This window comes from Brevundimonas sp. ZS04 (assembly GCF_001956865.1).
Classification (GTDB): domain Bacteria; phylum Pseudomonadota; class Alphaproteobacteria; order Caulobacterales; family Caulobacteraceae; genus Brevundimonas; species Brevundimonas diminuta.
On sequence record NZ_MTHE01000005.1, the window covers coordinates 58,860 to 78,985 of the forward strand.

Sequence of the window (20,126 nt, forward strand, 5' to 3'; positions counted from 1 at the left end):
GCTTCTTGGCCTACCCGATCCTGTCAGCAGCGGCCTCGATGGCGGCGATGTCGATCTTGTGCATCGTCATCATCGCCTCGAAGGCGGCCTTGGCGCGGGCCGGGTCGGGGTCGTCGTAGAAGGCCATCAGGCGGCGCGGGGTGATCTGCCAGTTCACGCCCCAGCGGTCCTTGCACCAGCCGCAGGCGCTTTCGGCCCCGCCGTTTCCGACGATGGCGTCCCACAGGCGGTCGGTCTCGGCCTGGTCGTCGGTCATGATCATGAACGACACGGCCTCGGTTTGGGGAAAGTTCGGACCGCCGTTCAGGCCGACGTAGCGGCGCCCGGCCAGGGTGAACTCGACCACCAGTTCGGACCCTTCGGGGCTGGACGGATTGTCGGCGGGGCTGGCGACGACGCGCTCGATGCGGCTGTCGGGCAGGCCCAGCGAGACGTAGAACTCGGCCGCCTTCTTCGCCTGGCCGAGGTCGTACCAGATACAGGGAATGATCTTGTCGCTCATGACGCGCTCTCCTGAGGGCTCAGGGTTTCAGCGACCTGGGCCAGCTGGTCGGCGGCGGCGCCCCAGCCGGGCTCGAAACCCATGTCGCGGTGGGCCTGCATGGCCTTTTCGTCCCAGTGGCGGGCGCGGGCGGTGTAGCGCGTGCCGTCGCCTTCGGGCTCGAAGGTGTCGATGCGGACGAAGTTCATCTCGCCCGGCTGCGGGATCCAGCCTTCGGTGAAGGCGCCGGTCGTCACCAGACGGCGGCCCGGCTCCACCTCCAGCACCACGCCGCGATACTCATGCCGCTCGCCCTCGGGCGACTGCATGACGACGTCGGCGCGGCCGCCGGGGCGCAGGTCATGGTCGACCGACACCGTGCTCCACGGGCGCGGGGTGAACCATTCGGTCGCGTGCCGGGTCCAGGCCCGCCACACCGTCTCGGGCGAGGCCTTGATGAAGCGGCTGACGCTGAGTTCGTAGAGGTCGTTCATGGCTCAACCCCCGCCGACCTGGGAGGCGAAGGCTTCCGGCCCCTGGACGGCGGCTTCCGGGTCCATCCACATGACCTCCCAGATGTGGCCGTCGGGATCAGCGTAGCTGCGGCCGTACATGAAGCCGTAGTCCTGCCTGGCGTTGGGGTCGGCCTGGCCGCCGGCGGCGGCGGCTCGGTCGACCACGGCGTCGACGCCCTCGCGGCTGTCCTCCGACACGCAGATCAGCACCTGGGCCGTCTTGTGCGCGTCCGGAATGGCGCGGTCGGTGAAGGTCGCCCACTTCTCATGCGTCAGCAGCATGGCGTGGATGGTGTCGGAAAAGACCATGCAGGCCGCCGTCTCGTCCGAGAACAGCGGGTTCAGGGTCGCGCCGACCGCCTCATAGAAGGCGACGGAGCGCGGCAGGTCGGCGACCGGCAGGTTGATGAAGATCAGCTTGGGCATCGGCGGTGGTCCTCCCTTGCGCGGCCCTCCCTCCCCGGACGGCCTGCCCTATGATGTTGGTCGTTCTGCGCCTTGATGTTATGTTAGTCAACCATGAAGTTAGAAAAAGTAACTAATAAGTCCGAATCCCGATCCCGGCGCTATCACGACGCCTGCGGGGCGGCGCACGGGCTGGACCTGGTGGGCGAGCGGTGGGCCTTGCTGGTCATCAGAGAACTCATGATGGGGCCGCGGCGTTTCAGCGACCTGCGAAAAGACCTGTGCGGCCTGTCGGCCAATGTGCTGACCCAGCGGCTGGAGGGGCTGGAGGCCTCGGGCGTGGTCCGGCGCCGCAAGCTGCCGCCGCCCGCCTCGGTCCAGGTCTATGAGCTGACCGACTGGGGCTATGAGATCGAGCCGGTCTTCATGGTGCTGGGCCGCTGGGCCGCGCGCTCGCCCCAGCACGACCCGACCCTGCCGATCAGCGCCGTCTCCATCATGCAGTCGTTCAAGACCATGTTCGATCCCGCCCGCGCGCAGGGCGCCGAGATGCGGCTGGGCTTTGCGCTGGGCGAGGACCGGATGGTCGTAAGCGTGGCGAGCGGCGTCATCGACGCCATGCGCGGCGAGGTCGAGGGCTGCGACGTCGTGGTGCGCGCGCCGGCCCAGGTCGTGGCCGCCGCCGTCTACGGCAAGGTTCCGCTAGAGGCGCTGGAAGGCGAGGGGGCGATGATGATCGAGGGCGACCGGGCGATGTTCGCGCGGTTCGTCGACTTCTTCCACCTGCCGGACAAGGCGGGGTAACGGCTAGGGCCTAGACCAGGATATCCAGCAGGGTTCCCGTCATCTCATCCGCCGTGCGGGCGACGGCGGCGTTGGCCGAGAACTCGCTCTTGGCGCGAATCTGCTCGACCGCCTCGACGGCGTAGTCGTCCATCCGGCCTGTGGCGACGCGGCGGGCGCTGTCCTCCAGCCGGGCCGAGGCGGCCTGCATCCCGGCGGCGGCGGTGCTGAGCGGCGAGATCATGGATGATCCTTCGGCGGACGGAGGTCTGAACCCGGCCAGCATCGCCCCTGCGTGGTCAACGCCCGATCAACGGACGTGGTGAACGGCGGTCGTTTTTCTAAATGGCGCTGAAGGCGGAGCTGTCGACTGTGACTTCCTCAACCATGCGGACGGATACGCCAAGGCTGCGCTCCTTCAGAAGGTCGCAGAGCGTGTCGCCATCTACCAAGTCGATTGCGGGAGCGCCGTCGCGTGTCGCCTCTCTTCGAGCTTCGCTTGTGAATGTGCCGGTCGTGATGATCAGGCCCTTGTCAGCGCGGCCAACCATAGCGCCCCTGAAGTCGCGGACCGTCGATGCGCCGACGGACCCTTGCCAGCGTTTGCACTGAAAGATGACCTGAAACGACAGCAGGTTCATGCGCAGGACGCCGGTTCCGTCTATGCCGCCATCGCCGGTTTTGCCGGTCACCTCGACGCGGGTGAAGCCGGATTCACGCAAGAGGCGCTGGCAAAGCCGCTCGAACGCGGAAGGCTCCAGCTGGAGCAAGACGGAAAGAAGCTGATCCTTCCAGTCCTCCTGTGCGGCTTCCTGCAGCACCTGGGGCGGGTCGAGCTTTTCCGTGACCGCGTTCGCACGCTGCGCAGCATAGGCCTTCTGCACTTGTTTGGGGATGGCTGCGATCTCGGACGCCGTCATGGCGGCGCCTGCCGGAGTCAGGCTCCAGACGCCTCTTTGGCTATTGGTTACAGCCCCGCCAAGCTTGAGCCAGCTTCGTGCGAAGCCAAGGCGCTGATCGACGACCAACTGGTTCCACTTGCCGTGCCTGAGATTCAAAACCTCGTCGGAAAGGCCCATGTGCTCGGAAATATCTTCAAGCATTTCGGCGTTGGTCAGCGAACGGCCATGGGCCTTAAGCCGATCAACAATCGGCTGCATGAAGGCTTCAAAAGGGGGCGCATCCGAAAGCGGCGAGGTCATCTAAGCATTTTGGCGGATTGTTGATTTTTGAAACGGGTAGATCGATTCGGCCCCACCCCGGCCCTTATTCGTGTATAGGGAGCGCCTTCCCCGACGCCCGGCAGGCTGCGACGCCTCGCCGGGCGCGGCCGTTTGACGGTCGCCTCGCATCTGAACTCCAGGCCTTTCATGCCCTTTCCCGCGATCCATCCCGCGCTTGACCGCGCCCTGCTGAACAAGGGCTATGCCGAGCCCACGCCGGTCCAGGCGGCCGTGCTGGAAGGCCATGGTGAGGCGGACCTGCTGGTTTCGGCCCAGACCGGATCGGGCAAGACGGTGGCCTTCGGTCTGGCGGCGGCGCCGACCCTCCTGGGCGAGGACGAACGGTTCGGTCAACCGGACACGCCGCTGATGCTGGCCATCGCACCGACGCGCGAGCTGGCGCTGCAGGTCGCGGCGGAGCTGGAATGGCTGTACGCCGAGGCGGGCGCCAAGATCGTCACCTGCGTCGGCGGCATGGACGCCCGCAAGGAAGCCCGCGCCCTGAACTACGGCGCCCACGTCGTCGTCGGCACGCCGGGCCGCCTGAAGGACCATATCGATCGCGGGGCGCTGGACCTGTCGGCCGCCCGCGTCGTCGTGCTGGATGAAGCCGACGAGATGCTGGACATGGGCTTCCGCGAGGATCTCGAATACATCCTCGACCAGGCGCCGGAAGAGCGCCGCACCCTGCTGTTCTCGGCCACCATCGCCCGCGACATCGCGATCATGGCCAAGCGCTATCAGAAGGACGCGGTGCGCATCGACACCGTCGACCGCAGCCAGCCGCACAACGACATCGAATACCGCGCCCTGCGCATCGCCCCGAACGAGATCGAGCGCGCCGTGGTCAACGTCCTGCGCTATTTCGAGGCGCCGGGGGTGCTGGTCTTCTGCGCGACGCGGGATTCGGTGCGCCATCTTCAGGCCTCGCTGGTCGAGCGCGGCTTCGCCTCGGTGGCTTTGTCGGGCGAGATGGGCCAGCGCGAGCGCAATGAGGCGCTGCAGGCGCTGCGCGATCGCCGCGCCCGCGTCTGCGTCGCCACCGACGTGGCCGCGCGTGGGCTGGACCTGCCCGATCTGGGGCTGGTGATCCACGCGGAACTGCCGATCAACAAGGCGACCATGCTGCACCGCTCGGGCCGCACCGGACGGGCGGGCAAGAAGGGGATCTCGGTCCTGCTGGTCCCGCACAGCCGTCGCCGCAAGGCCGAGATGCTGCTGGGCTCGGCCGGGGTCGAAGCCGTCTGGTCGGGCGCACCGACCGCCGATGAAATCCGCGCTCAGGACGAGCAGCGCCTGCTGGCCGCCCCCGTCTTCGCCGAGGAAGGCGCGGACGAGGATGCGGGTCTGGTCGAAAAGCTGGTCAAGGAGCGCACGCCGGACGATCTGGCCCGCGCCCTGCTGGTGCTGCTGCGCAAGAACCTGCCCGCGCCGGAAGACCTGACCGATCCGGGCGAGGGCCCGCAGCGCAAGCCGCGCAAGGATCGCGATGCGGCGGGCGGCGACGCATACGCCCCCGCGCCGTGGCCGGGCGATCGGCTGCAGCCGGACGAAGTCAGCTGGTTCCGCCTGGACATCGGCCGCAACCGCAACGCCGATCCCAAGTGGCTGATCCCGCTGATCTGCCGCATCGGCGGCATCACCAAGCAGCAGATCGGCTCGATCCGCACCTTCCCCGAAGAGACGCGCTTCGAGGTCGCCCTGACCCACGCCGACGCCTTCCGCGCCGCCGCTGCCCAGAGCAAGGAAGAGGCCCGCATCACCCCGTCCGAGGCGCCGACGCCCGGTTCGATGAAGGGCGCCCGCAACCGCAAGTTCGAGAAGGACGGCGAAGCCCGCCCCTTCGCCAAGAAGCCCTTCCGTCGCGACGAGGACGGTCAGGCCCGCCCGCCGTTCAAGAAGAAGCCGTGGAGCCCTGAGGGCGACGCAGGCCGCAGCGCGGATGGCGAGCGTTCCTTCAAAAAGAAGCCCTATGCGCCGCGCACCGATGCGGCGCCGGGCGAGGGCGGCTTCAGCAAGAAGCCGGGCTTCAAGGGCTAGGGCGACAAGAAGCCCTTCACGCCCAAGGCGGGCTTCAAGGGCAAGCCGGACTTCAAGGGCGGCGGCAAGCCCTTCGCCAAGGGGCCGAAGAAGGCGGGCAAGCGTTTCGACTGATCGCTGATCCCTGATCGATGGTCTTTGGCTTGCCCCCGGCGCGATCCGGGGGCAGGCTGGGGCCATGAGCATCGAGCAACCCCAAGGGCGGTACGCCTCGTTTGAGGCCTTCTACCCCTATTACATCCATGAGCACTCCAACCGGACGTGCCGCCGCATCCATGTGGTCGGGACGGGGCTGGTGATCGCGGCCTTCGTGGCCTTCTGCTTCACCCTGAATCCCTGGTGGCTGCTGGCCATGCCGCTGGTCGGCTACGGCTTCGCCTGGGCGGGGCATTTCTTCTTCGAGAAGAACCGGCCCGCGACGTTCAAATATCCGCTGTGGAGCCTGATGGGCGACTTCCGCCTGTTCTTCGAGACGGTCAGCGGCAAGCGGAAGTTCTGACTGACGCTTTCCTCCCCATGCAATGGGGAGGGGGACCGCGACCCGAAGGGCGGCGCGGAGCAGCCAAGCGGTGGAGGGGCCGGGACGGCGAGCCCTGTGCAGGCAGTCAGGTTTTAGGTCGCGGAACCAAGCAGACCCTCCGTCGCGTCGCCTTCGGCGCCGCGCCACCTCCCCACTGCGTAGGGAGGAGAACGAAAAAGGGCGGCCGGATCGAACCAGCCGCCCTTTTTGTCGTCAGGCTGAAAGGCCTCAGTTCGAGGCGGTCTCCCACGCCGGGGGGCAGCCGTCGAAATCGCCTGCGTCAGCGATGGTCAGGGTCTTCATGTTCAGGCTCATGGCCGGGCGCATCGAGGCGCGGCCGTGGCCGGTGTAGAGGTCGATCTTGGCGCCCTTGATCGCGCCGCCGGTGTCGGAGGCGTACCAGTAGCCGTCGTGCACCGTGCCGTCGGCCATCTGCAGGCCGACCGTCTCGCGGATGAACAGCTTGGTGCGGCGCGGGATGACGCGCGGGTCGACCGCGACCGTGCGCATCGGAATCGGGCGGCAGCCCAGGGAATCGTTGCCGGTCGCTCCGCCGCCGCCGGCGTGATAGAGGCGGGCCGAGGCGCGCCAGTCGGGATCGCCGGCCATCAGCTCGAGCTGTTCGGCCGATAGGTCCGCCGTTTCGGCGGAGTCGATGGAACCGGGGGCCGTCGCGGCGGCTTCTACGACAGCGGCGTCGCGGGCGACGGCCGTTTCGTAAGGGACAGGCTCTCCGGACCCGGAGAAGGCCATGGTCCACAACATGGCAAGCGCGGCGGCCGTGCTCAACATCGTTCAAACTTCATGCAGCACCGGTCCCGACACGCTCCGGCAGGGCGGTTTCTGACGACGAATTGCGGCGCAATTGCGGCGAATGAGATCAGTCGCTGTATCGGTAGTGGATAAGGCGCAAATAGGGCCAGTCTATCGCCTTCCGGCGTCAGGCTGTTGTGACTATAGAGTATAAGTATTGAGCGATTTTAAGTTCTATACTGTCGTAGCCGTCTCCGCCGTTAACGACTTGATCGCGGGCGCTAACACTTTATTGGCAAGAAAAGCTGGCGCCGACGCCAAGATAACGGCGGCGTGATCGGCGCTGCTGCGGTCGTGAGCGGCGGGTGGAGCGGTGCGCGGGAATGGGATAAGCCGTCGTTTCCCTTTCTGAAATTTCCAACGGCGCCGTCTCATGAACCGACAAGTCAAACGCCTGATGATTTCCGCCGCGGCCCTGGTGCTGGTCGCGGCGCCCGCCGTTCAGGTCGAGGCCTGGGGCAGTTCGGGCCACCGGGTGATCGGCGTGGCGGCCATGCGGGCCCTGCCGGGCGATCTGCCCGCCTTCCTGCGCACGGCCGGGGCCGCGTCTGACGTCGGCGAATATTCGCGCGAGCCCGACCGCTGGAAGGGCGCGGGCCAGCCGCACGACCGCGAACGCGACACCGCCCACTTCGTCGACATGGACGATCAGGGCCGGGTGATGGATGCGCGCGGCATGACCATGGCCGATCTGCCGCGTCTGAAATCGGAATACGACGCCGCCCTGATCCGCGCCGGTCTGGACGTGGATAAGGCGGGCTACCTGCCCTACGCCATCATGGACGCCTGGCAGAACCTGGAGCGCGACTTCGCCTATTGGCGGGTGCTGACCGCCGCCGAGGCGCGCGAGCCGGACCTGGCCAAGCAGGCCTGGTATCGCGCCGACCGCGAACGCCGCGAGCAGCTGATCCTGCGCGACATCGGCGTGCTGAGCCACTTCGTCGGCGATGCGTCCCAGCCGCACCACACGACCATCCACTTCAACGGCTGGGCGGGCGAGACCAACCCCGAGGGCTTCACCAAGTCGCGCCGCACCCACGGCGATTTCGAAGGCGCCTTCACCAGCCGGACTCTGCGTCTGGACGCGGTCGAGGCGGCCATGGCGCCCATGAACGTCGAAGGCTTCGACCTGCGCGCCCGCACGGCCTCGCATTTGAACGCCACCCTGACGACCGTCATCCCCTTCTATCGGATGGAAAAGGCGGGCGCGTTCAAGGACACGGACCCGCGCGGCGCGGTCTTCGTCAACGAGCGGCTGGCGGCTGGGGCCTCGGAGCTGCGCGACTTCGTGTCGGCCGCCTGGCGCGTGTCGGCGAACAGCAGCATCGGCTGGCCGGCGGTGAAGGTCGCCGAGGTCGAGGCGGGCCGTGTCGACCCGTGGACCTCGATGGTCGGCGAGGACTGACCTGTTCCTTCTCCCCTTGCGGGAGAAGGTGGGCCCAAAGGGCTCGGATGAGGGGTTTCGCGAGGCTTTGACGGATGGGGAGGCGAGACCCCTCATCCGTCAGCCCTCGGGACAAGCCCGAGGACTGCCGCCTTCTCCCGCAAGGGGAGAAGGACTATTGAGCGCTCATGACTGAACTCACCCCTCCCGTCGTCGTCCTCGACAAGTCGCAGATGGCCGACAACATCGGCGCGGTCGCCCGCGTCATGGCCAATTTTGGCCTGTCGGAGCTGCGGCTGGTCAGCCCGCGCGACGGCTGGCCTCAGGACCGCGCCTGGGCCACGGCGTCCGGCGCCGACTGGGTGCTGGACGGGGTCAAGGTGTTCGACAGCGTGGCCGAGGCCATCGCCGACCTGAACACCGTCTTCGCCACCACCGCCCGCCCGCGCGAGACGCGCCAGCCGGTGCGCACCCCGCGCGAGAGCGCGCGCATCCTGTATGACGACACGGCCTCGGGGCTGAAGACCGGCCTGCTGTTCGGCGGCGAGCGGGCGGGGCTGGAGACGGGCGACATCGCCCTGTGCGCCGGGATCACCACCATTCCGATCGACCCCAAGCACCATTCGCTGAACCTGGCGCAGGCCGTGGCGATCAACGCCTATGAGTGGCGCACCCTGATCCTGGACGCCCCGCCGCCGCGCTTCCGCGAGGGCGAGCCGCCCGCGTCGAACGACCTCTTGCTGGGCATGTACGAGCATCTGGAGGCGGAGCTGGACAACGGCGGCTTCTTCTATCCGCCCGAGAAGAAGCGTTCGATGAGCCAGAATCTGCGCGTCATGCTGGGCCGCGCGGCCTTCACCGAGCAGGAGGTCGCCACCATGCGCGGCGCCATCCACGCCCTGGCCAAGGGCCGAGGCCGGGTGCTGGCCAAGCTGGCGGCCGAGCGGGCTGAGGCGGCGGCGAAGGATAAGTGAAACTCGCCCTCGTCTACCCCCTGGCCGCCCTCGCCGAGATCGGCGGCTGTTTCGCCTTCTGGGCCTGGTTGAAGCTGGATCGCTCGCCGTGGTGGCTGGCGCCGGGCGTGCTCAGTCTGATCGCCTTCGCGTGGCTGCTGACCATGGTTCCGGCCGAGACAGCGGGGCGGGCGTTCGCGGCCTATGGCGGAGTCTATATCGTGGCGTCGCTGGCGTGGATGGCGCTGGTCGAGAAGACGACGCCGGACCGCTGGGACGTCATCGGCGGCGCGGTCTGCCTGATCGGCGCCGCGATCATCCTGTTCGGGCCGAGGGCCTAAAGCGCGCCGAAGAAGGCGGGCACGGTCTCGCTGGCGGGGCCGTAGACGCCTTCGTCGAACAGGCCCGCGCCCTGCGTCGGCTCCAGATTGATCTCGACCGTCCGCGCCCCGGCCATGCGCGCCAGCTGGACGAAGCCCGCCGCCGGATAGACCGCGCCCGAGGTGCCGATGGAGACGAACAGGTCGCATCGCGCCAGCGCCGCCTCGATCCGTTCCATCTCCAGCGGGATTTCGCCGAACCAGACGATGTGCGGGCGCAGACGCCCGCGCGGGTGATGGGGCGAGGCGTGGCTAGCCTCCAGGTCTTCATGCCAGTCGCAGACGACGCCCGAGGCGGTGCAGCGCGCCTTCTTCAGCTCGCCGTGCATGTGGATCAGCTCGAAGCCCGGCGCGGGCGGCGTGTCCATGTGCGCGCGGTCGTGCAGGTCGTCGACGTTCTGCGTCACAAGCAGAAAATCGCTCGTCCATCGCGCCGCCAGATCGGCCAGCGCCCGGTGCGCGGCGTTGGGTTGGACGCCGGCCAGTTGGCGTCGTCGCTGGTTGTAGAAGTCCTGCACCAGGGCCGGGTCAGCGGCGAAGCCCTCGGGCGTGGCGACGGCCTCGACGCGATGCCCTTCCCACAGGCCGTCCGAGGCGCGGAAGGTCGGCACCCCGCTCTCGGCGGAGACGCCGGCGCCGGTCAGGATGACGAGGTTCATGCGGGGCTCCTTGGCGCGGACAGGCGGTCGTGCAGCCAGTCGATCATGGCGCGGACCTTGGGCGGGACGTGGCGGGGGTGCGGGTGGACGGCCCAGACGCCTTCGTCGGGCGGGCGGGCCTCGTCCAGCAGGGAGACGAGGGCGCCCGCTGACAGGGCCTCGGCGACGTAGAAGTCGGGCAGCTGGCACAGGCCCAGCCCCTGCAACGCCGCGTCCAGCACCGCCGCGCCGGAGTTGCAGCGCCAGCGGCCGGCGGGGCGAAGGCTGACCTCGCGCCCCGCCTCGGTGAAGCGCCAGTGCTCGGCCGAGCCGATCAGGCCGTCGTGGCTGGCGATTTCGGACAGGTCGCGCGGGGCGCCGCGCCGTGCGAGATAGTCGGGACTGGCGCACAGGATCAGCCGCCGTGACGCCAGCCGCCGCGCCATCAGGCGCGAGTCGGTCAGGTGGCCGAAGCGCACCGCCAGATCATAGCCGTCGCCGACCAGATCGCGCAGGCGATTGTCGAGATCCAGCTCGATCCTCAGCTCTGGGTTCTGGCGCGCGAAGGCGTTGACGGCGGGGGCGATGAAGCGCTCGCCATAGGAGACGGAACAGGTCATCCGCAGCAGGCCGCGCGGGGCCTGATCGTCGGGCTGGACGGCGGCCAGGGCCTCGTCGCGTTCGTCGATCAGGCGGCGGCAGCGCGAAAGGAAGTCGCGGCCTGCGTCGGTCAGCTCGACCCGGCGGGTGGTGCGGTGGAGCAGGCGCGTTTGAAGGCGGTCCTCCAGTCGCGCGATCTCGCGACTGACGGCAGATGTGGATAGGCCAAGACGCCGGGCGGCGGCGGAGAAGCTGGCCTGTTCGGCGACAGCGGTGAATTCGTCGATCCCGTCCCAGCGGCTCATGGGGACGTTGGATCAGGATTATTGCTTAACAGCAATAATGTTTTGCGGTTGTCGCCGTTTCGACCCAGCTGGAACGGGCGTAGTAAGGTCGCCAAATCACCCGCCCACCTCATGCCCCTGAAGCAGCGAGCGACCGCGTCGCGAGCGTTAGGGGCGTCCGAAGGACTAAGACCCATGAAAACCCGCGCCGCCGTCGCGTTCGAAGCCAAACGCCCGCTCGAGATCGTCGAGGTCGATCTGGAGGGTCCGCGCGCGGGCGAGGTGCTGATCGAGATCAAGGCGACGGGCGTGTGCCACACGGACGCCTATACGCTGGACGGTCTGGACAGCGAGGGTCTCTTCCCCTCGATCCTGGGCCATGAGGGCGCGGGCGTAGTGGTCGAGGTGGGGCCGGGCGTGACTTCGCTGGCCGTCGGCGACCACGTCATCCCGCTGTACACGCCGGAATGCCGCCAGTGTAAGTCGTGCCTGAGCCGCAAGACCAACCTGTGCACCTCGATCCGGGGCACGCAGGGCAAGGGGCTGATGCCGGACGGCACCTCGCGCTTTTCCTACAAGGGTCAGACCCTTCACCACTACATGGGCTGCTCGACCTTCTCGAACTATACGGTCCTGCCCGAGATCGCGGTGGCGAAAATCCGCAAGGACGCGCCCTTCGACAAGGCCTGCTACGTGGGCTGCGGCGTGACGACGGGCGTGGGCGCGGTGGTCAACACGGCCAAGGTCGAGCCGGGCGCCAACGCCGTGGTCTTCGGCCTGGGCGGCATCGGCCTGAACGTCATTCAGGGGCTGAAGATGGTCGGGGCCGACATGATCATCGGCGTCGACATCAACGGCGACAAGGAGGAGTGGGGCCGTCGCTTCGGCATGACCCACTTCGTCAATCCGAAGGATGTGTCGGACGTGGTGGCCCATCTGGTCGAGCTGACCGGGGGCGGCGCCGACTACACCTTCGACTGCACCGGCAACACCGTGGTCATGCGTCAGGCGCTGGAAGCCTGTCACCGCGGCTGGGGCGAGAGCGTCATCATCGGCGTGGCCGAGGCGGGCAAGGAGATCGCCACCCGTCCGTTCCAGCTGGTCACCGGCCGCGTCTGGAAGGGCTCGGCCTTTGGCGGGGCGCGCGGCCGCACCGACACGCCGAAGATCGTCGACTGGTACATGGACGGCAAGATCGAGATCGACCCGATGATCACCCACACCCTGCCGCTGGAGCGGATTAACGAGGCCTTCGATTTGATGCATGAAGGCAAGAGCATTCGTTCGGTCATCGTCTTCTAACGAGAGGGATACAGCCATGGGCGACTGGAAACTGCCGTGGACGGGGGCCTGCCTCTGCGGGCAGGTGAAAGTTCAGGTCGCCCAGGCCCCGGTCTTCGCGGCGGCCTGTCATTGCCGCGCCTGTCAGAAGCTGACGGGCGGCGCCTATTCCCTGAGCTTGATGCTGCCCAGCGAGGGGCTGACGGTCGAGGGCGAGACGGAGATCGGCGGCCTGCACAATCCCGTGCCGGAGCATCACTTCTGTCCGTCATGCAAGACCTGGCTGTTCACGCGCGGCATCGCCGGGGGGCAGTTCGTCAACCTGAGGCCCAGCTTGCTGGACGACGGGGCGTGGGTCGTTCCCTATGCCGACACCTGGACGACGGAGCGTCTGCCCGGCGCTCAGTCGGGAGCCAAGGTCGGCTATCCGGAATTCCCGCCGCCTGAGCATTACGCCGAGTTGATGGGCGCCTACGCTCGCGAGGGCGCGCGGCCCGACTGAGCAGGTGCAGCAAAGTTCGTTGCCAAACGAAACCTTGTCGGCTTAGCTTGCCGCGCCCGGCGAACCGTCCGGGCGGATCTGGGAGGATCACCATGTTTACACACGTCACTGTCGGGGCCAACGACCTCGAAGCCTCGCACAAATTCTATGACGCCGTTCTGGGCGCCCTGGGCCATCAGGCGGGCGCGCCCAGCGACGTGCCGATGCCGGGGGTCTGGTACATGACGCCGCGCGGAATGCTGGGCGTGGTCCGTCCGCGCGACGGCCAGGCGGCTTGCCACGCCAACGGCGGCACCATCGGCTTCGCGGCGTCTACGCCGGAGGCGGTCGTGGCCTTCGCCGAGGCCGGGGTCGCGGCGGGCGGCGTGGCGATCGAAGATCCGGCTGGGCCGCGCAATACGCCTTTCGGCGTGGTGCACCTGGCCTATCTGCGCGATCCGTCGGGCAATAAGATCTGCGCCGTTCACCGGCCGAGCTGAGGGTTGAGGCGATGAAGGCGAAGGCGGCGGTTGCGTCGATCATGGCGGTTGCGGCCGTCGGGGCGCTCGCCGCCTGCAGTCAGGGCGAGGCGCCCGCCCCCGCGGAGGCGTCGGCGCAGGCCTGGGTCCGCAAGGAGGTGGTGCTGTATCTGCCGGATCGGGTGATGAAGGAGCGGGTCGCGGTCGCCGACCTGTCCCCCTATCTGGCCGCTGTCGACGAGGCGGTCGCCGCCGCCGCCGAGGCTCAGCCGATACAGCCGGGCGCTTCGGGCATGATGCTGCTGATGGTCAAGCCGGGCGAGCGGTCCAGAGCCTGGGTCGTCACCGGCGAGCCGGGGATGAAGCCGGACGTCGTCGCGGCTCTGACCGCCGCCGCCGGGGCGGTTCCGGCGCCGTCGGTGCGGCAGGGACCGATCCTGGTCGGCCTGCAGTTCGACGCCTGGGGCGGCGGCGCGCAGCCCGAGGGGGCGGTCGCCCCGATCCCGCGCGACTGGTACGCGCACTTCTCTGAAGACGGGGGCGTCCTCGATGACGACCTCATGGCCAAGGTCTGGCCGGACTGATCTGGAGTTTGAGTCTGATGGAAACGGTCAAGAGCCACGTCGTTCACGGCGGGACGCTGCGCTATCTGAAGCACGACAGCGCGACGACGGGCACGCCCATGACGCTGTCGGTTTTTGTTCCGGCGGGGGAAGGCCCGTTCCCAGTCCTGATCTGGCTGTCGGGTCTGACCTGCACCGAGGACAACTTCACCACCAAGGCCGGGGCCTATAAGGCCGCCGCCGAACACGGCGTCATCATCGTCGCGCCGGACACCTCGCCGCGCGGGGAAGGCGTGGCCGATGGCGCCGCCTATGATCTGGGCCAGGGCGCGGGCTTCTATGTCGATGCGACGGAAGCGCCGTGGGCGCCGCATTTCCGCATGGAAAGCTATGTCACGGGCGAACTGATCGACTTGATCGACGGCGCGTTTCCGACGACGAAGACGCGCTCGATCTTCGGCCATTCGATGGGCGGGCATGGGGCGTTGACGCTGGCGTTGCGTCATCCCGAACTGTTCCGGTCGGTGTCGGCCTTCGCGCCCATCTCTTCGCCGACGCGCTGTGCGTGGGGCGAGAAGGCCTTCAGCGCCTATCTGGGTGAGGACCGGGCGGAATGGGCCAAGCATGATGCGGCCCTATTGATCGAAGGCGGGGCGGCCCAGGGCGTGTTCGACGACATCCTGGTGGATCAGGGAGACGCCGATTCCTTCCTGGCTGATCAGCTGAAGCCGGAACTGCTGAAGGCGGCGGCGCAAAAGGCCGGACAGGGGCTGACCCTGCGCATGCAGCCGGGCTATGACCACTCCTACTTCTTCATGGCCAGCTTCGTGGACGACCATGTGGCCTTCCACGCCAAGCGGCTGAAAGCCTGAGTGTGATGACTAACGCCGCCCCCGACTTTGATCAGATGTTCGCAGACCTGTGCAATCAGGTCGGCTTCTGCCTGCATGAAAAGGGGCAGAAGAAGGTGATCGAGGCTCTGCCCAAGGGCTTGGACGCCGCCATGCGCGCCGTCTTCGCCGCCGAGGGCGTGGACGAGCCGAACGCGCCCGGCGACCTGAAGCGCGCGGTGCGCGACTGCATCAAGGCTCATGTGAGCGCGCCCAGATCGGGCGCATGACGCAGACTTAATCCGCAAGGCGACGATCAAGCCTTGCGGGCGGCCATCGCTTCGCTAGCATCCCGTCCCATCGCTTTTGGGAGGAAGCTCATGATGGATCGCCGCCGCCTGCTGATGTCGGTCGCCGCGGGGGGAGCGCTGGCCGCTGTCGGCCCGGTTCGCGCCCTCGCCCACGCCGCTGTGGCGCAGACCGCCTCGGCCGACTTCAACGCCCTGATGAACCGGATCGCGCAGGAGATGCTCCTGACGGATCCGGAATCCCTGACCATGCTGGGCATGGACCGGGGCGAACACGCCGACGCCCGCTTCAAGTTGAGCGACCGCAGCCAGGCCAAGGTCGAGGCCGACAAGATCAAGTTCGTCGCCGCCATGAAGGACATGGCGGCCATCGACCGCAACGCCCTGCCGGCCAAGGAGCAGATCTATCACGACTCCCTGACTTTCTTCGGCGAGACGGTGATGGAAGGCTACGTCTTCCACTACGGCGGCGGGATGTACCCCTCGCCCTATACGGTCAGCCAGCTGGGCGGCTCGTACCAGCAGATCCCCGACTTCCTCGACAGCCAGCACCGCATCGAGGCGGCGGATGACGCCGAGGCCTATCTGTCGCGTCTGTCGGACTTCGCCCGCAGCCTGGACGACGAACGCGAGCGGATGCGGATCGACTACGCCGCCGGGGCCGTGCCGCCGGACTTCGTCATCGACCGCACCCTGACGCAGATGGGCGCCATCACCGGCACGGCCGTGGCCGACTCGGTCATGAGCCAGTCGATCGCGCGTCGCACGGCCGAGAAGAACATCCCCGGCGACTGGGCCGCACGGGCGCAGACGATCCTGACGCGAGAGGTCTATCCGGCCATCCAGCGCCAGGCCGACGCCCTGAAGGCGGTGCGCGCGGGCGCGACGCACGACGGCGGCGTGTGGCGTCTGCCCGACGGCGAGGCCTACTATCGCTATGGGCTGAAGAACTACACCACCTCCTCGATGACGCCGGACGAAGTGCATCAGATGGGGCTGGATCAGGTGGCCGAAATCTCGGCCCGCGCCGACGGCCTGCTGAAGGCGCAAGGGTTGACGCAAGGCACGGTCGGCCAGCGCATCGCCGCCCTCGGCAAGGATCCGCGCTTCGTCTATCCGAACACGGACGAGGCCAAGGAAGAGCTGCTGAAGGAGCTGAATGTCCAGATGGCGGCCATGCAGGCCCGCATGCCGGACTATTTCGGCCGCCTGCCCAAGTCGCCCTGCGACATCCGTCGCGTGCCCAAGGCCATCGAGGCCGGGGCGCCGGGCGGCTACTACATGGCGCCGGCCCTGGATGGCTCGCGTCCGGGCGCCTACTACATCAACCTGCGCGACACGGCGGAGTGGCCCAAGTGGACACTGCCGACCCTGACCTATCACGAGGCCGTGCCGGGCCATCACTTCCAGATCGCCCTGCAGATGGAGCAGCCGGACACCCCGCTGCTGATGAAGGTCATGGGCTTCTCGGCCTATTCCGAGGGCTGGGGCCTGTATTCGGAGCAGTTGGCGGACGAGATCGGCGCCTATGAGAACGATCCCTTCGGCCAGATCGGCTATCTGCAGTCCTTGATGTTCCGCGCCGCGCGTCTGGTCGTGGACTCGGGTCTGCACCACAAGCGCTGGAGCCGCGAACAGGGCATCCGCTACATGGTCGATACCCTGGGCGATCAGGAATCCAGCATCGCCACCGAGGTCGAGCGCTACTGCGTCTGGCCGGGTCAGGCGTCCAGCTACAAGGTCGGCCACACCACCTGGGTGCGCCTGCGTGAAGACGCCAAGAAGCGCCTGGGATCGCGTTTCGACATCAAGGGCTTCCATGACACCGGCCTGAGCCTGGGCGGCGTGCCGCTGACGGTTCTGGAGCGGACCATGAACGCCTGGACCCCGGCCTGACGGCTGGACCTCTTACGGGCGCGCCGGTCCGTCATTTCAGTAAGCTTTGGGAGCGGCGTCCGGCGCGGCGCGGCTCCGTTGGGGGAATATCCGAATGATCGACCGCCGCCGCCTTCTTCTGACCGCCGCCGCGACCGCCGTCGCCGCGCCTTCGCTGGCGCAAGCCGCCGCGGCCGTGTCGGACGCCGATACGCGCCTGAACGCCCTGCTGGACGGCTGGTTCGAGGCCGACATCGACGAGTCGCCCGAGCGCGCCACCAACCTGGGCCTCGACAAGGGCGCCCGCGCGGGCCTGTCGTCTCGCTTGAGCGAAGCCGGGCCTGACGCCATCCGCAAGGACCGCGACAAGGCGATCAGCCGCTGGGCCGAGCTGCGCGCCTTCGACCAGACCGGCCTGTCCGAGGCCGGGGCGCTGAACTACGCCATCGCCTCTTTCGGGCGTCAGACCTCGGCCGAGACGGCGCGCTTCGCCTACGGCGCCGGGCCGGGCCGTCCGTCCCCCTATGTCGTGACCCAGCTGTCGGGCGCCTATTTCTCGACGCCGGACTTCATGGACAACCAGCACCGCATCGAGGACGCTGCGGGCGCCGACGCCTTCCTGTCGCGCCTGGACGCCTTCGCGGGCGTGCTGGACGGCGAGACGGCCAAGATCCGTGAGGACGCCGGGCTGGGCGTCATTCCGCCGGACTTCATCATCGACCGGATGCTGCCGCAGATCCGCACCCTGCGCGATACGTCGGCCGCCGACATGTCCATGATCAAGTCGCTGGCCCGCAAGGCCGGGGCGCTGAACCTGTCGGGCTATGACGCGCGCGCCGTCGCCCTGGTCGATCAGAAGATCAAGCCCGCCCTGGCCCGTCAGATCGACGCGCTGGAGAAGATCCGCCCCGACGCCGTGCACGACGCGGGCGTGTGGCGCCTGCCGGACGGCGAGGCCTTCTACGCCGCCGGGCTGAAGTCGAACACGACGACCACGCTCTCGGCCAAGGAAATCCACGCCATGGGCCGCGAGCAGGTGGCCGAGATCAGCGCCGAGATCGACGCCATCCTGAAGTCGCAGGGCTATACCCAAGGCACGGTCGGCGAACGCGTGCAGGCGCTGAACAAGGATCCGGCCCAGCTGTTCCCCAACACCGATGCGGGCAAGGAAGAGCTGCTGAAGTGGCTGAACGAACAGGTCGCCGCGCTGGAGCCGAAACTGCCCGCCGTCTTCGGCCGCCTGCCCAAGACCCATGTCGAGGTGCGCCGCGTGCCGGTGTCGATCCAGTCGGGCGCGCCGGGCGGATATTATCAGGGGCCGCCGCTGGATGGCTCGCGGCCGGGCGCCTACTACATCAACCTGCGCGACAGCGGGAACTGGCCCAAGTTCGCCCTGCCGACCCTGACCTATCACGAGGCCTCGCCGGGCCACCACCTGCAGGTGGCGCTGCAACGCGAGTCGGGCGAACTGCCGCAATGGCGCCGCGCGGGCGGCTTCTCGGCCTTCAACGAGGGCTGGGCGCTGTACGCCGAGGCCGTGGCGGCCAACGACCTGGACGCCTACGCCACCGATCCGCTGGGCCGGGTCGGTTTCCTGATGTCCTATCTGTTCCGGGCCGTGCGCCTGGTGGTCGACACCGGCATCCACTCCGAACGCTGGAGCCGCGAGCAGGCGGTCGACTATATGGCGGCCTCGGGCGCCAAGCCGCTGGACGCCTCGAACAGCGAGATCAACCGCTATTCGGTCTGGCCGGGTCAGGCCTGCGCCTACAAGGTCGGCCACACGGTGATCGCGCGTCTGCGCGAAGAGGCGCAAGCCAAGCCGGGCTTCGACCTGCGCGCCTTCCACGACAAGGTGCTGGGCAGCGGCTCCCTGCCGCTGGCGGTGCTGGAAGGGCGGATGCGCGCCTGAGGCGTGACTGAAGCCTGAAACGAATGACGGCCCGGACGTTCGCGCGTCCGGGCCGTTTTCGTGTTTGGCGTCGAGCTCTCGTCAGGTCGCCGCGCGCCAGGTGGTCGGCCACAGATCTTGAGGTATGGCGGTGCAGCTGGGCATGTTTTTCTCGTTCAGCAGGGCGAAGCCTTCGCCGGTCCAGGCCCAGGTGCCCATGCGGCCGCAGTCGCCGATGCCGCGCCCGCGTCCGAAGGCCAACAGGCGGCGAGTCTTGGGATCATAGCGGCTGTTGACCAGTTCGTCGTGGCTGCTCGTGGCTGTGGGGAAGACGACCAGTTGGGGCGCGGTCCCGTCCGCCGGGGTGATGAAATAGACCTGGGTGAAGTTGTAGGCGCCCTCGCCGCACGGCACGCTCCACAGCAGCTTGTCGGAGGCCAGGCGTGCGACCTCGACGTCCGGCTCGAAGCGTTCGCCCTTGCGGCTCGTGGCCAGGCATTCCTTGACCTTGGGGTGGGCCAGCAGCGCCGGCGACAGGTCGTCCTGCGCCAGGCCGTTCTGGGACACGGCGGCGGCCACGGTCACGCGCGGCGCGGCCGGGGCGGCGGGGACGCTGGAGGCCGGGCGGTCGCCGCGACGGATCAGGGCGGTGGTCGTGCCCAGCCGTCCTTGACGCTCGTCGATCCACAGGAAGGCGGCGGCGGCCCCGCCCAGGCTGACCTTGATCTGCTTGTCCCCGCGTCGCAGCGCCATGAAGGAGCCGTTGCCCAGGCCGTTCATCAGTTGGGCCGAGGGCGTGTTGAAGGCGATGACGTCGCCTTCCTCGTCCATCTTGGCGTTCTGGCCCGCATGGCGGCGGCCGTCGATCTCGGCGTAGACGGAGCCTTCGCCGTCCTCCAGACCCCAGCCGCCCATGTGGACGACGGGCCGCGCCTCAGGGCCGGGGGCGAGCGAGACGAGGACGAAGCCCATCTCATTCTCGCCCGGTCCGAAGGCGACGCAGTGGTTGGTGTTGTCGCAGGTGGCGGTCCAGTCGCGGAACTCGCGCGTCACGCTGGGCGGGTTGGCGGCCGCGGTCTGAACGGCGGGCGCGGCGGCGGCGTCTGCGGGGGGCGGCGCGGCAGGCGTTTCGGGCGTGGCGGCCGCCTCACGTCCCTTGCAGGCGGCCAGGGCTAGGGGAAGCAGAGCGACGGAGGCGGCGAACCGCAGGCGGCGAAGCGTCATCAGGCGTTCCATAGGTTCTTGATCGACCGGCGACGCCAAGCGTAGCCGTGAAGAAGCCTAGCGGCCAAGCCGTCGTTTCGTTCCGGCCCGCCGTTCAGGCCGTGCGGCTTTCGTCCCCTTTGCGCCCGCGCGCCGGGGTCGCTATATCCCCTGCACCGAATTCCTTCCCCTGAGA

The 20,126-nt window shown here is 68.2% G+C and carries 23 protein-coding genes; 14 read left to right on the plus strand and 9 right to left on the minus strand.

Going from position 1 to position 20,126, the window contains the following annotated elements:
- Positions 1–10: 10 nt before the first annotated feature.
- The 3 genes from BJP32_RS08220 to BJP32_RS08230 are packed head-to-tail and all read right to left on the minus strand — an operon-like array spanning position 11 to position 1,422.
- On the minus strand, positions 11–502 hold the full coding sequence (locus BJP32_RS08220; protein WP_003166059.1) for a VOC family protein: 492 nt from the start codon (positions 500–502) through the stop codon (positions 11–13).
- Positions 499–975, minus strand: coding sequence for an SRPBCC family protein (locus BJP32_RS08225; RefSeq protein WP_046652193.1), 477 nt, complete (start codon positions 973–975; stop codon positions 499–501). Before BJP32_RS08225 ends, BJP32_RS08220 begins: the two co-directional genes overlap by 4 nt.
- A gap of 3 nt (positions 976–978) precedes the next feature.
- Positions 979–1,422: a VOC family protein gene (locus BJP32_RS08230; protein WP_046652192.1), complete on the minus strand. Its 444-nt coding sequence runs from the start codon at positions 1,420–1,422 to the stop codon at positions 979–981.
- Between the two features lie 93 nt (positions 1,423–1,515).
- On the opposite strand from BJP32_RS08230, the gene BJP32_RS08235 reads away from it, so the two are divergent.
- Positions 1,516–2,205, plus strand: a complete 690-nt coding sequence (locus BJP32_RS08235) for a helix-turn-helix domain-containing protein (protein ID WP_046652191.1) — start codon at positions 1,516–1,518, stop codon at positions 2,203–2,205.
- 10 nt (positions 2,206–2,215) lie between these two features.
- Here BJP32_RS08235 and BJP32_RS08240 read toward each other — a convergent pair whose 3' ends face one another.
- Positions 2,216–2,428, minus strand: a complete 213-nt coding sequence (locus BJP32_RS08240; protein ID WP_003166055.1) for a hypothetical protein — start codon at positions 2,426–2,428, stop codon at positions 2,216–2,218.
- Positions 2,429–2,525: 97 nt separating this feature from the next.
- Positions 2,526–3,386: a restriction endonuclease gene (locus BJP32_RS08245; RefSeq protein WP_052747966.1), complete on the minus strand. Its 861-nt coding sequence runs from the start codon at positions 3,384–3,386 to the stop codon at positions 2,526–2,528.
- Positions 3,387–3,554: 168 nt separating this feature from the next.
- Between BJP32_RS08245 and BJP32_RS08250 the strand changes: the two genes are divergently transcribed.
- Together BJP32_RS08250 and BJP32_RS08255 are read left to right on the plus strand one after the other, a co-directional pair.
- Entirely contained in the window at positions 3,555–5,447 is a 1,893-nt protein-coding gene (locus BJP32_RS08250; protein WP_233126777.1) for a DEAD/DEAH box helicase, read from the plus strand.
- A gap of 178 nt (positions 5,448–5,625) precedes the next feature.
- The gene (locus tag BJP32_RS08255; protein WP_046652189.1) at positions 5,626–5,946 is read left to right on the plus strand and encodes an Mpo1-like protein; all 321 of its coding nucleotides are present in this window, start codon (positions 5,626–5,628) and stop codon (positions 5,944–5,946) included.
- 249 nt (positions 5,947–6,195) lie between these two features.
- On the opposite strand, the gene BJP32_RS08260 is transcribed toward BJP32_RS08255, so the two are convergent.
- Positions 6,196–6,759, minus strand: a complete 564-nt coding sequence (locus BJP32_RS08260; protein ID WP_040346148.1) for a 3D domain-containing protein — start codon at positions 6,757–6,759, stop codon at positions 6,196–6,198.
- Between the two features lie 394 nt (positions 6,760–7,153).
- Here BJP32_RS08260 and BJP32_RS08265 point away from each other — a divergent pair, with 394 nt between their 5' ends.
- The 3 genes from BJP32_RS08265 (at position 7,154) to BJP32_RS08275 (ending at position 9,458) form a co-directional block, all read left to right on the plus strand.
- On the plus strand, positions 7,154–8,185 hold the full coding sequence (locus tag BJP32_RS08265) for a hypothetical protein (RefSeq protein ID WP_003166049.1): 1,032 nt from the start codon (positions 7,154–7,156) through the stop codon (positions 8,183–8,185).
- Between the two features lie 167 nt (positions 8,186–8,352).
- Positions 8,353–9,138, plus strand: coding sequence for an RNA methyltransferase (locus BJP32_RS08270; protein ID WP_046652188.1), 786 nt, complete (start codon positions 8,353–8,355; stop codon positions 9,136–9,138).
- Positions 9,135–9,458, plus strand: coding sequence for a YnfA family protein (locus tag BJP32_RS08275; RefSeq protein ID WP_076223633.1), 324 nt, complete (start codon positions 9,135–9,137; stop codon positions 9,456–9,458). Before BJP32_RS08270 ends, BJP32_RS08275 begins: the two co-directional genes overlap by 4 nt.
- On the opposite strand, the gene BJP32_RS08280 is transcribed toward BJP32_RS08275, so the two are convergent.
- On the minus strand, positions 9,455–10,156 hold the full coding sequence (locus BJP32_RS08280) for an NAD-dependent deacylase (protein WP_076223635.1): 702 nt from the start codon (positions 10,154–10,156) through the stop codon (positions 9,455–9,457). The genes BJP32_RS08275 and BJP32_RS08280 overlap by 4 nt on opposite strands.
- A complete protein-coding gene (locus BJP32_RS08285) occupies positions 10,153–11,040 on the minus strand; it encodes a LysR family transcriptional regulator (protein ID WP_076223636.1) in 888 nt (295 codons plus the stop codon). The genes BJP32_RS08280 and BJP32_RS08285 overlap by 4 nt, the downstream gene beginning before the upstream one ends.
- A 174-nt stretch (positions 11,041–11,214) precedes the next feature.
- Here BJP32_RS08285 and BJP32_RS08290 point away from each other — a divergent pair, with 174 nt between their 5' ends.
- From BJP32_RS08290 to BJP32_RS08325, 8 genes are all read left to right on the plus strand, one after another.
- On the plus strand, positions 11,215–12,321 hold the full coding sequence (locus BJP32_RS08290) for an S-(hydroxymethyl)glutathione dehydrogenase/class III alcohol dehydrogenase (RefSeq protein WP_076223638.1): 1,107 nt from the start codon (positions 11,215–11,217) through the stop codon (positions 12,319–12,321).
- Positions 12,322–12,337: 16 nt separating this feature from the next.
- Positions 12,338–12,802, plus strand: a complete 465-nt coding sequence (locus BJP32_RS08295; protein ID WP_076223639.1) for a GFA family protein — start codon at positions 12,338–12,340, stop codon at positions 12,800–12,802.
- A 92-nt stretch (positions 12,803–12,894) separates the two neighbouring features.
- Positions 12,895–13,281 carry a VOC family protein gene (locus BJP32_RS08300; protein WP_046652181.1) on the plus strand — a complete coding sequence of 129 codons (387 nt, stop codon included), beginning with the start codon at positions 12,895–12,897 and terminating at the stop codon, positions 13,279–13,281.
- A gap of 41 nt (positions 13,282–13,322) precedes the next feature.
- Positions 13,323–13,844: a hypothetical protein gene (locus BJP32_RS08305; RefSeq protein WP_143255447.1), complete on the plus strand. Its 522-nt coding sequence runs from the start codon at positions 13,323–13,325 to the stop codon at positions 13,842–13,844.
- Between the two features lie 17 nt (positions 13,845–13,861).
- Entirely contained in the window at positions 13,862–14,695 is an 834-nt protein-coding gene (gene fghA / locus BJP32_RS08310; RefSeq protein WP_076223642.1) for an S-formylglutathione hydrolase, read from the plus strand.
- Between the two features lie 5 nt (positions 14,696–14,700).
- Entirely contained in the window at positions 14,701–14,943 is a 243-nt protein-coding gene (locus BJP32_RS08315; protein ID WP_040347012.1) for a hypothetical protein, read from the plus strand.
- Between the two features lie 90 nt (positions 14,944–15,033).
- Positions 15,034–16,857, plus strand: a complete 1,824-nt coding sequence (locus BJP32_RS08320) for a DUF885 family protein (RefSeq protein ID WP_076223644.1) — start codon at positions 15,034–15,036, stop codon at positions 16,855–16,857.
- A gap of 94 nt (positions 16,858–16,951) precedes the next feature.
- Entirely contained in the window at positions 16,952–18,748 is a 1,797-nt protein-coding gene (locus BJP32_RS08325) for a DUF885 family protein (protein WP_046652177.1), read from the plus strand.
- 81 nt (positions 18,749–18,829) lie between these two features.
- Here BJP32_RS08325 and BJP32_RS08330 read toward each other — a convergent pair whose 3' ends face one another.
- Positions 18,830–19,951 (minus strand): DUF1176 domain-containing protein, encoded by a 1,122-nt coding sequence (locus tag BJP32_RS08330; protein ID WP_143255448.1) that lies wholly within the window; start codon positions 19,949–19,951, stop codon positions 18,830–18,832.
- Positions 19,952–20,126: the final 175 nt, after the last annotated feature.

Excerpts from the sequence above, each read along its gene's own strand:
- BJP32_RS08305 (WP_143255447.1), top strand. The coding sequence starts at position 13,323 with ATGGCGGTTGCGGCCGTCGGGGCGCTCGCCGCCTGCAGTCAGGGCGAG.
- BJP32_RS08270 (WP_046652188.1), top strand. The coding sequence starts at position 8,353 with ATGACTGAACTCACCCCTCCCGTCGTCGTCCTCGACAAGTCGCAGATG.
- BJP32_RS08240 (WP_003166055.1), bottom strand. The coding sequence starts at position 2,428 with ATGATCTCGCCGCTCAGCACCGCCGCCGCCGGGATGCAGGCCGCCTCG.
- BJP32_RS08220 (WP_003166059.1), bottom strand. The coding sequence starts at position 502 with ATGAGCGACAAGATCATTCCCTGTATCTGGTACGACCTCGGCCAGGCG.
- BJP32_RS08265 (WP_003166049.1), top strand. The coding sequence starts at position 7,154 with ATGAACCGACAAGTCAAACGCCTGATGATTTCCGCCGCGGCCCTGGTG.
- BJP32_RS08290 (WP_076223638.1), top strand. The coding sequence starts at position 11,215 with ATGAAAACCCGCGCCGCCGTCGCGTTCGAAGCCAAACGCCCGCTCGAG.
- BJP32_RS08280 (WP_076223635.1), bottom strand. The coding sequence starts at position 10,156 with ATGAACCTCGTCATCCTGACCGGCGCCGGCGTCTCCGCCGAGAGCGGG.
- BJP32_RS08295 (WP_076223639.1), top strand. The coding sequence starts at position 12,338 with ATGGGCGACTGGAAACTGCCGTGGACGGGGGCCTGCCTCTGCGGGCAG.
- BJP32_RS08330 (WP_143255448.1), bottom strand. The coding sequence starts at position 19,951 with ATGACGCTTCGCCGCCTGCGGTTCGCCGCCTCCGTCGCTCTGCTTCCC.
- BJP32_RS08285 (WP_076223636.1), bottom strand. The coding sequence starts at position 11,040 with ATGAGCCGCTGGGACGGGATCGACGAATTCACCGCTGTCGCCGAACAG.
- BJP32_RS08325 (WP_046652177.1), top strand. The coding sequence starts at position 16,952 with ATGATCGACCGCCGCCGCCTTCTTCTGACCGCCGCCGCGACCGCCGTC.
- BJP32_RS08300 (WP_046652181.1), top strand. The coding sequence starts at position 12,895 with ATGTTTACACACGTCACTGTCGGGGCCAACGACCTCGAAGCCTCGCAC.
- BJP32_RS08225 (WP_046652193.1), bottom strand. The coding sequence starts at position 975 with ATGAACGACCTCTACGAACTCAGCGTCAGCCGCTTCATCAAGGCCTCG.
- BJP32_RS08260 (WP_040346148.1), bottom strand. The coding sequence starts at position 6,759 with ATGTTGAGCACGGCCGCCGCGCTTGCCATGTTGTGGACCATGGCCTTC.
- BJP32_RS08230 (WP_046652192.1), bottom strand. The coding sequence starts at position 1,422 with ATGCCCAAGCTGATCTTCATCAACCTGCCGGTCGCCGACCTGCCGCGC.
- BJP32_RS08255 (WP_046652189.1), top strand. The coding sequence starts at position 5,626 with ATGAGCATCGAGCAACCCCAAGGGCGGTACGCCTCGTTTGAGGCCTTC.
- BJP32_RS08315 (WP_040347012.1), top strand. The coding sequence starts at position 14,701 with ATGACTAACGCCGCCCCCGACTTTGATCAGATGTTCGCAGACCTGTGC.
- BJP32_RS08320 (WP_076223644.1), top strand. The coding sequence starts at position 15,034 with ATGATGGATCGCCGCCGCCTGCTGATGTCGGTCGCCGCGGGGGGAGCG.
- fghA (WP_076223642.1), top strand. The coding sequence starts at position 13,862 with ATGGAAACGGTCAAGAGCCACGTCGTTCACGGCGGGACGCTGCGCTAT.
- BJP32_RS08250 (WP_233126777.1), top strand. The coding sequence starts at position 3,555 with ATGCCCTTTCCCGCGATCCATCCCGCGCTTGACCGCGCCCTGCTGAAC.
- BJP32_RS08235 (WP_046652191.1), top strand. The coding sequence starts at position 1,516 with ATGAAGTTAGAAAAAGTAACTAATAAGTCCGAATCCCGATCCCGGCGC.
- BJP32_RS08245 (WP_052747966.1), bottom strand. The coding sequence starts at position 3,386 with ATGACCTCGCCGCTTTCGGATGCGCCCCCTTTTGAAGCCTTCATGCAG.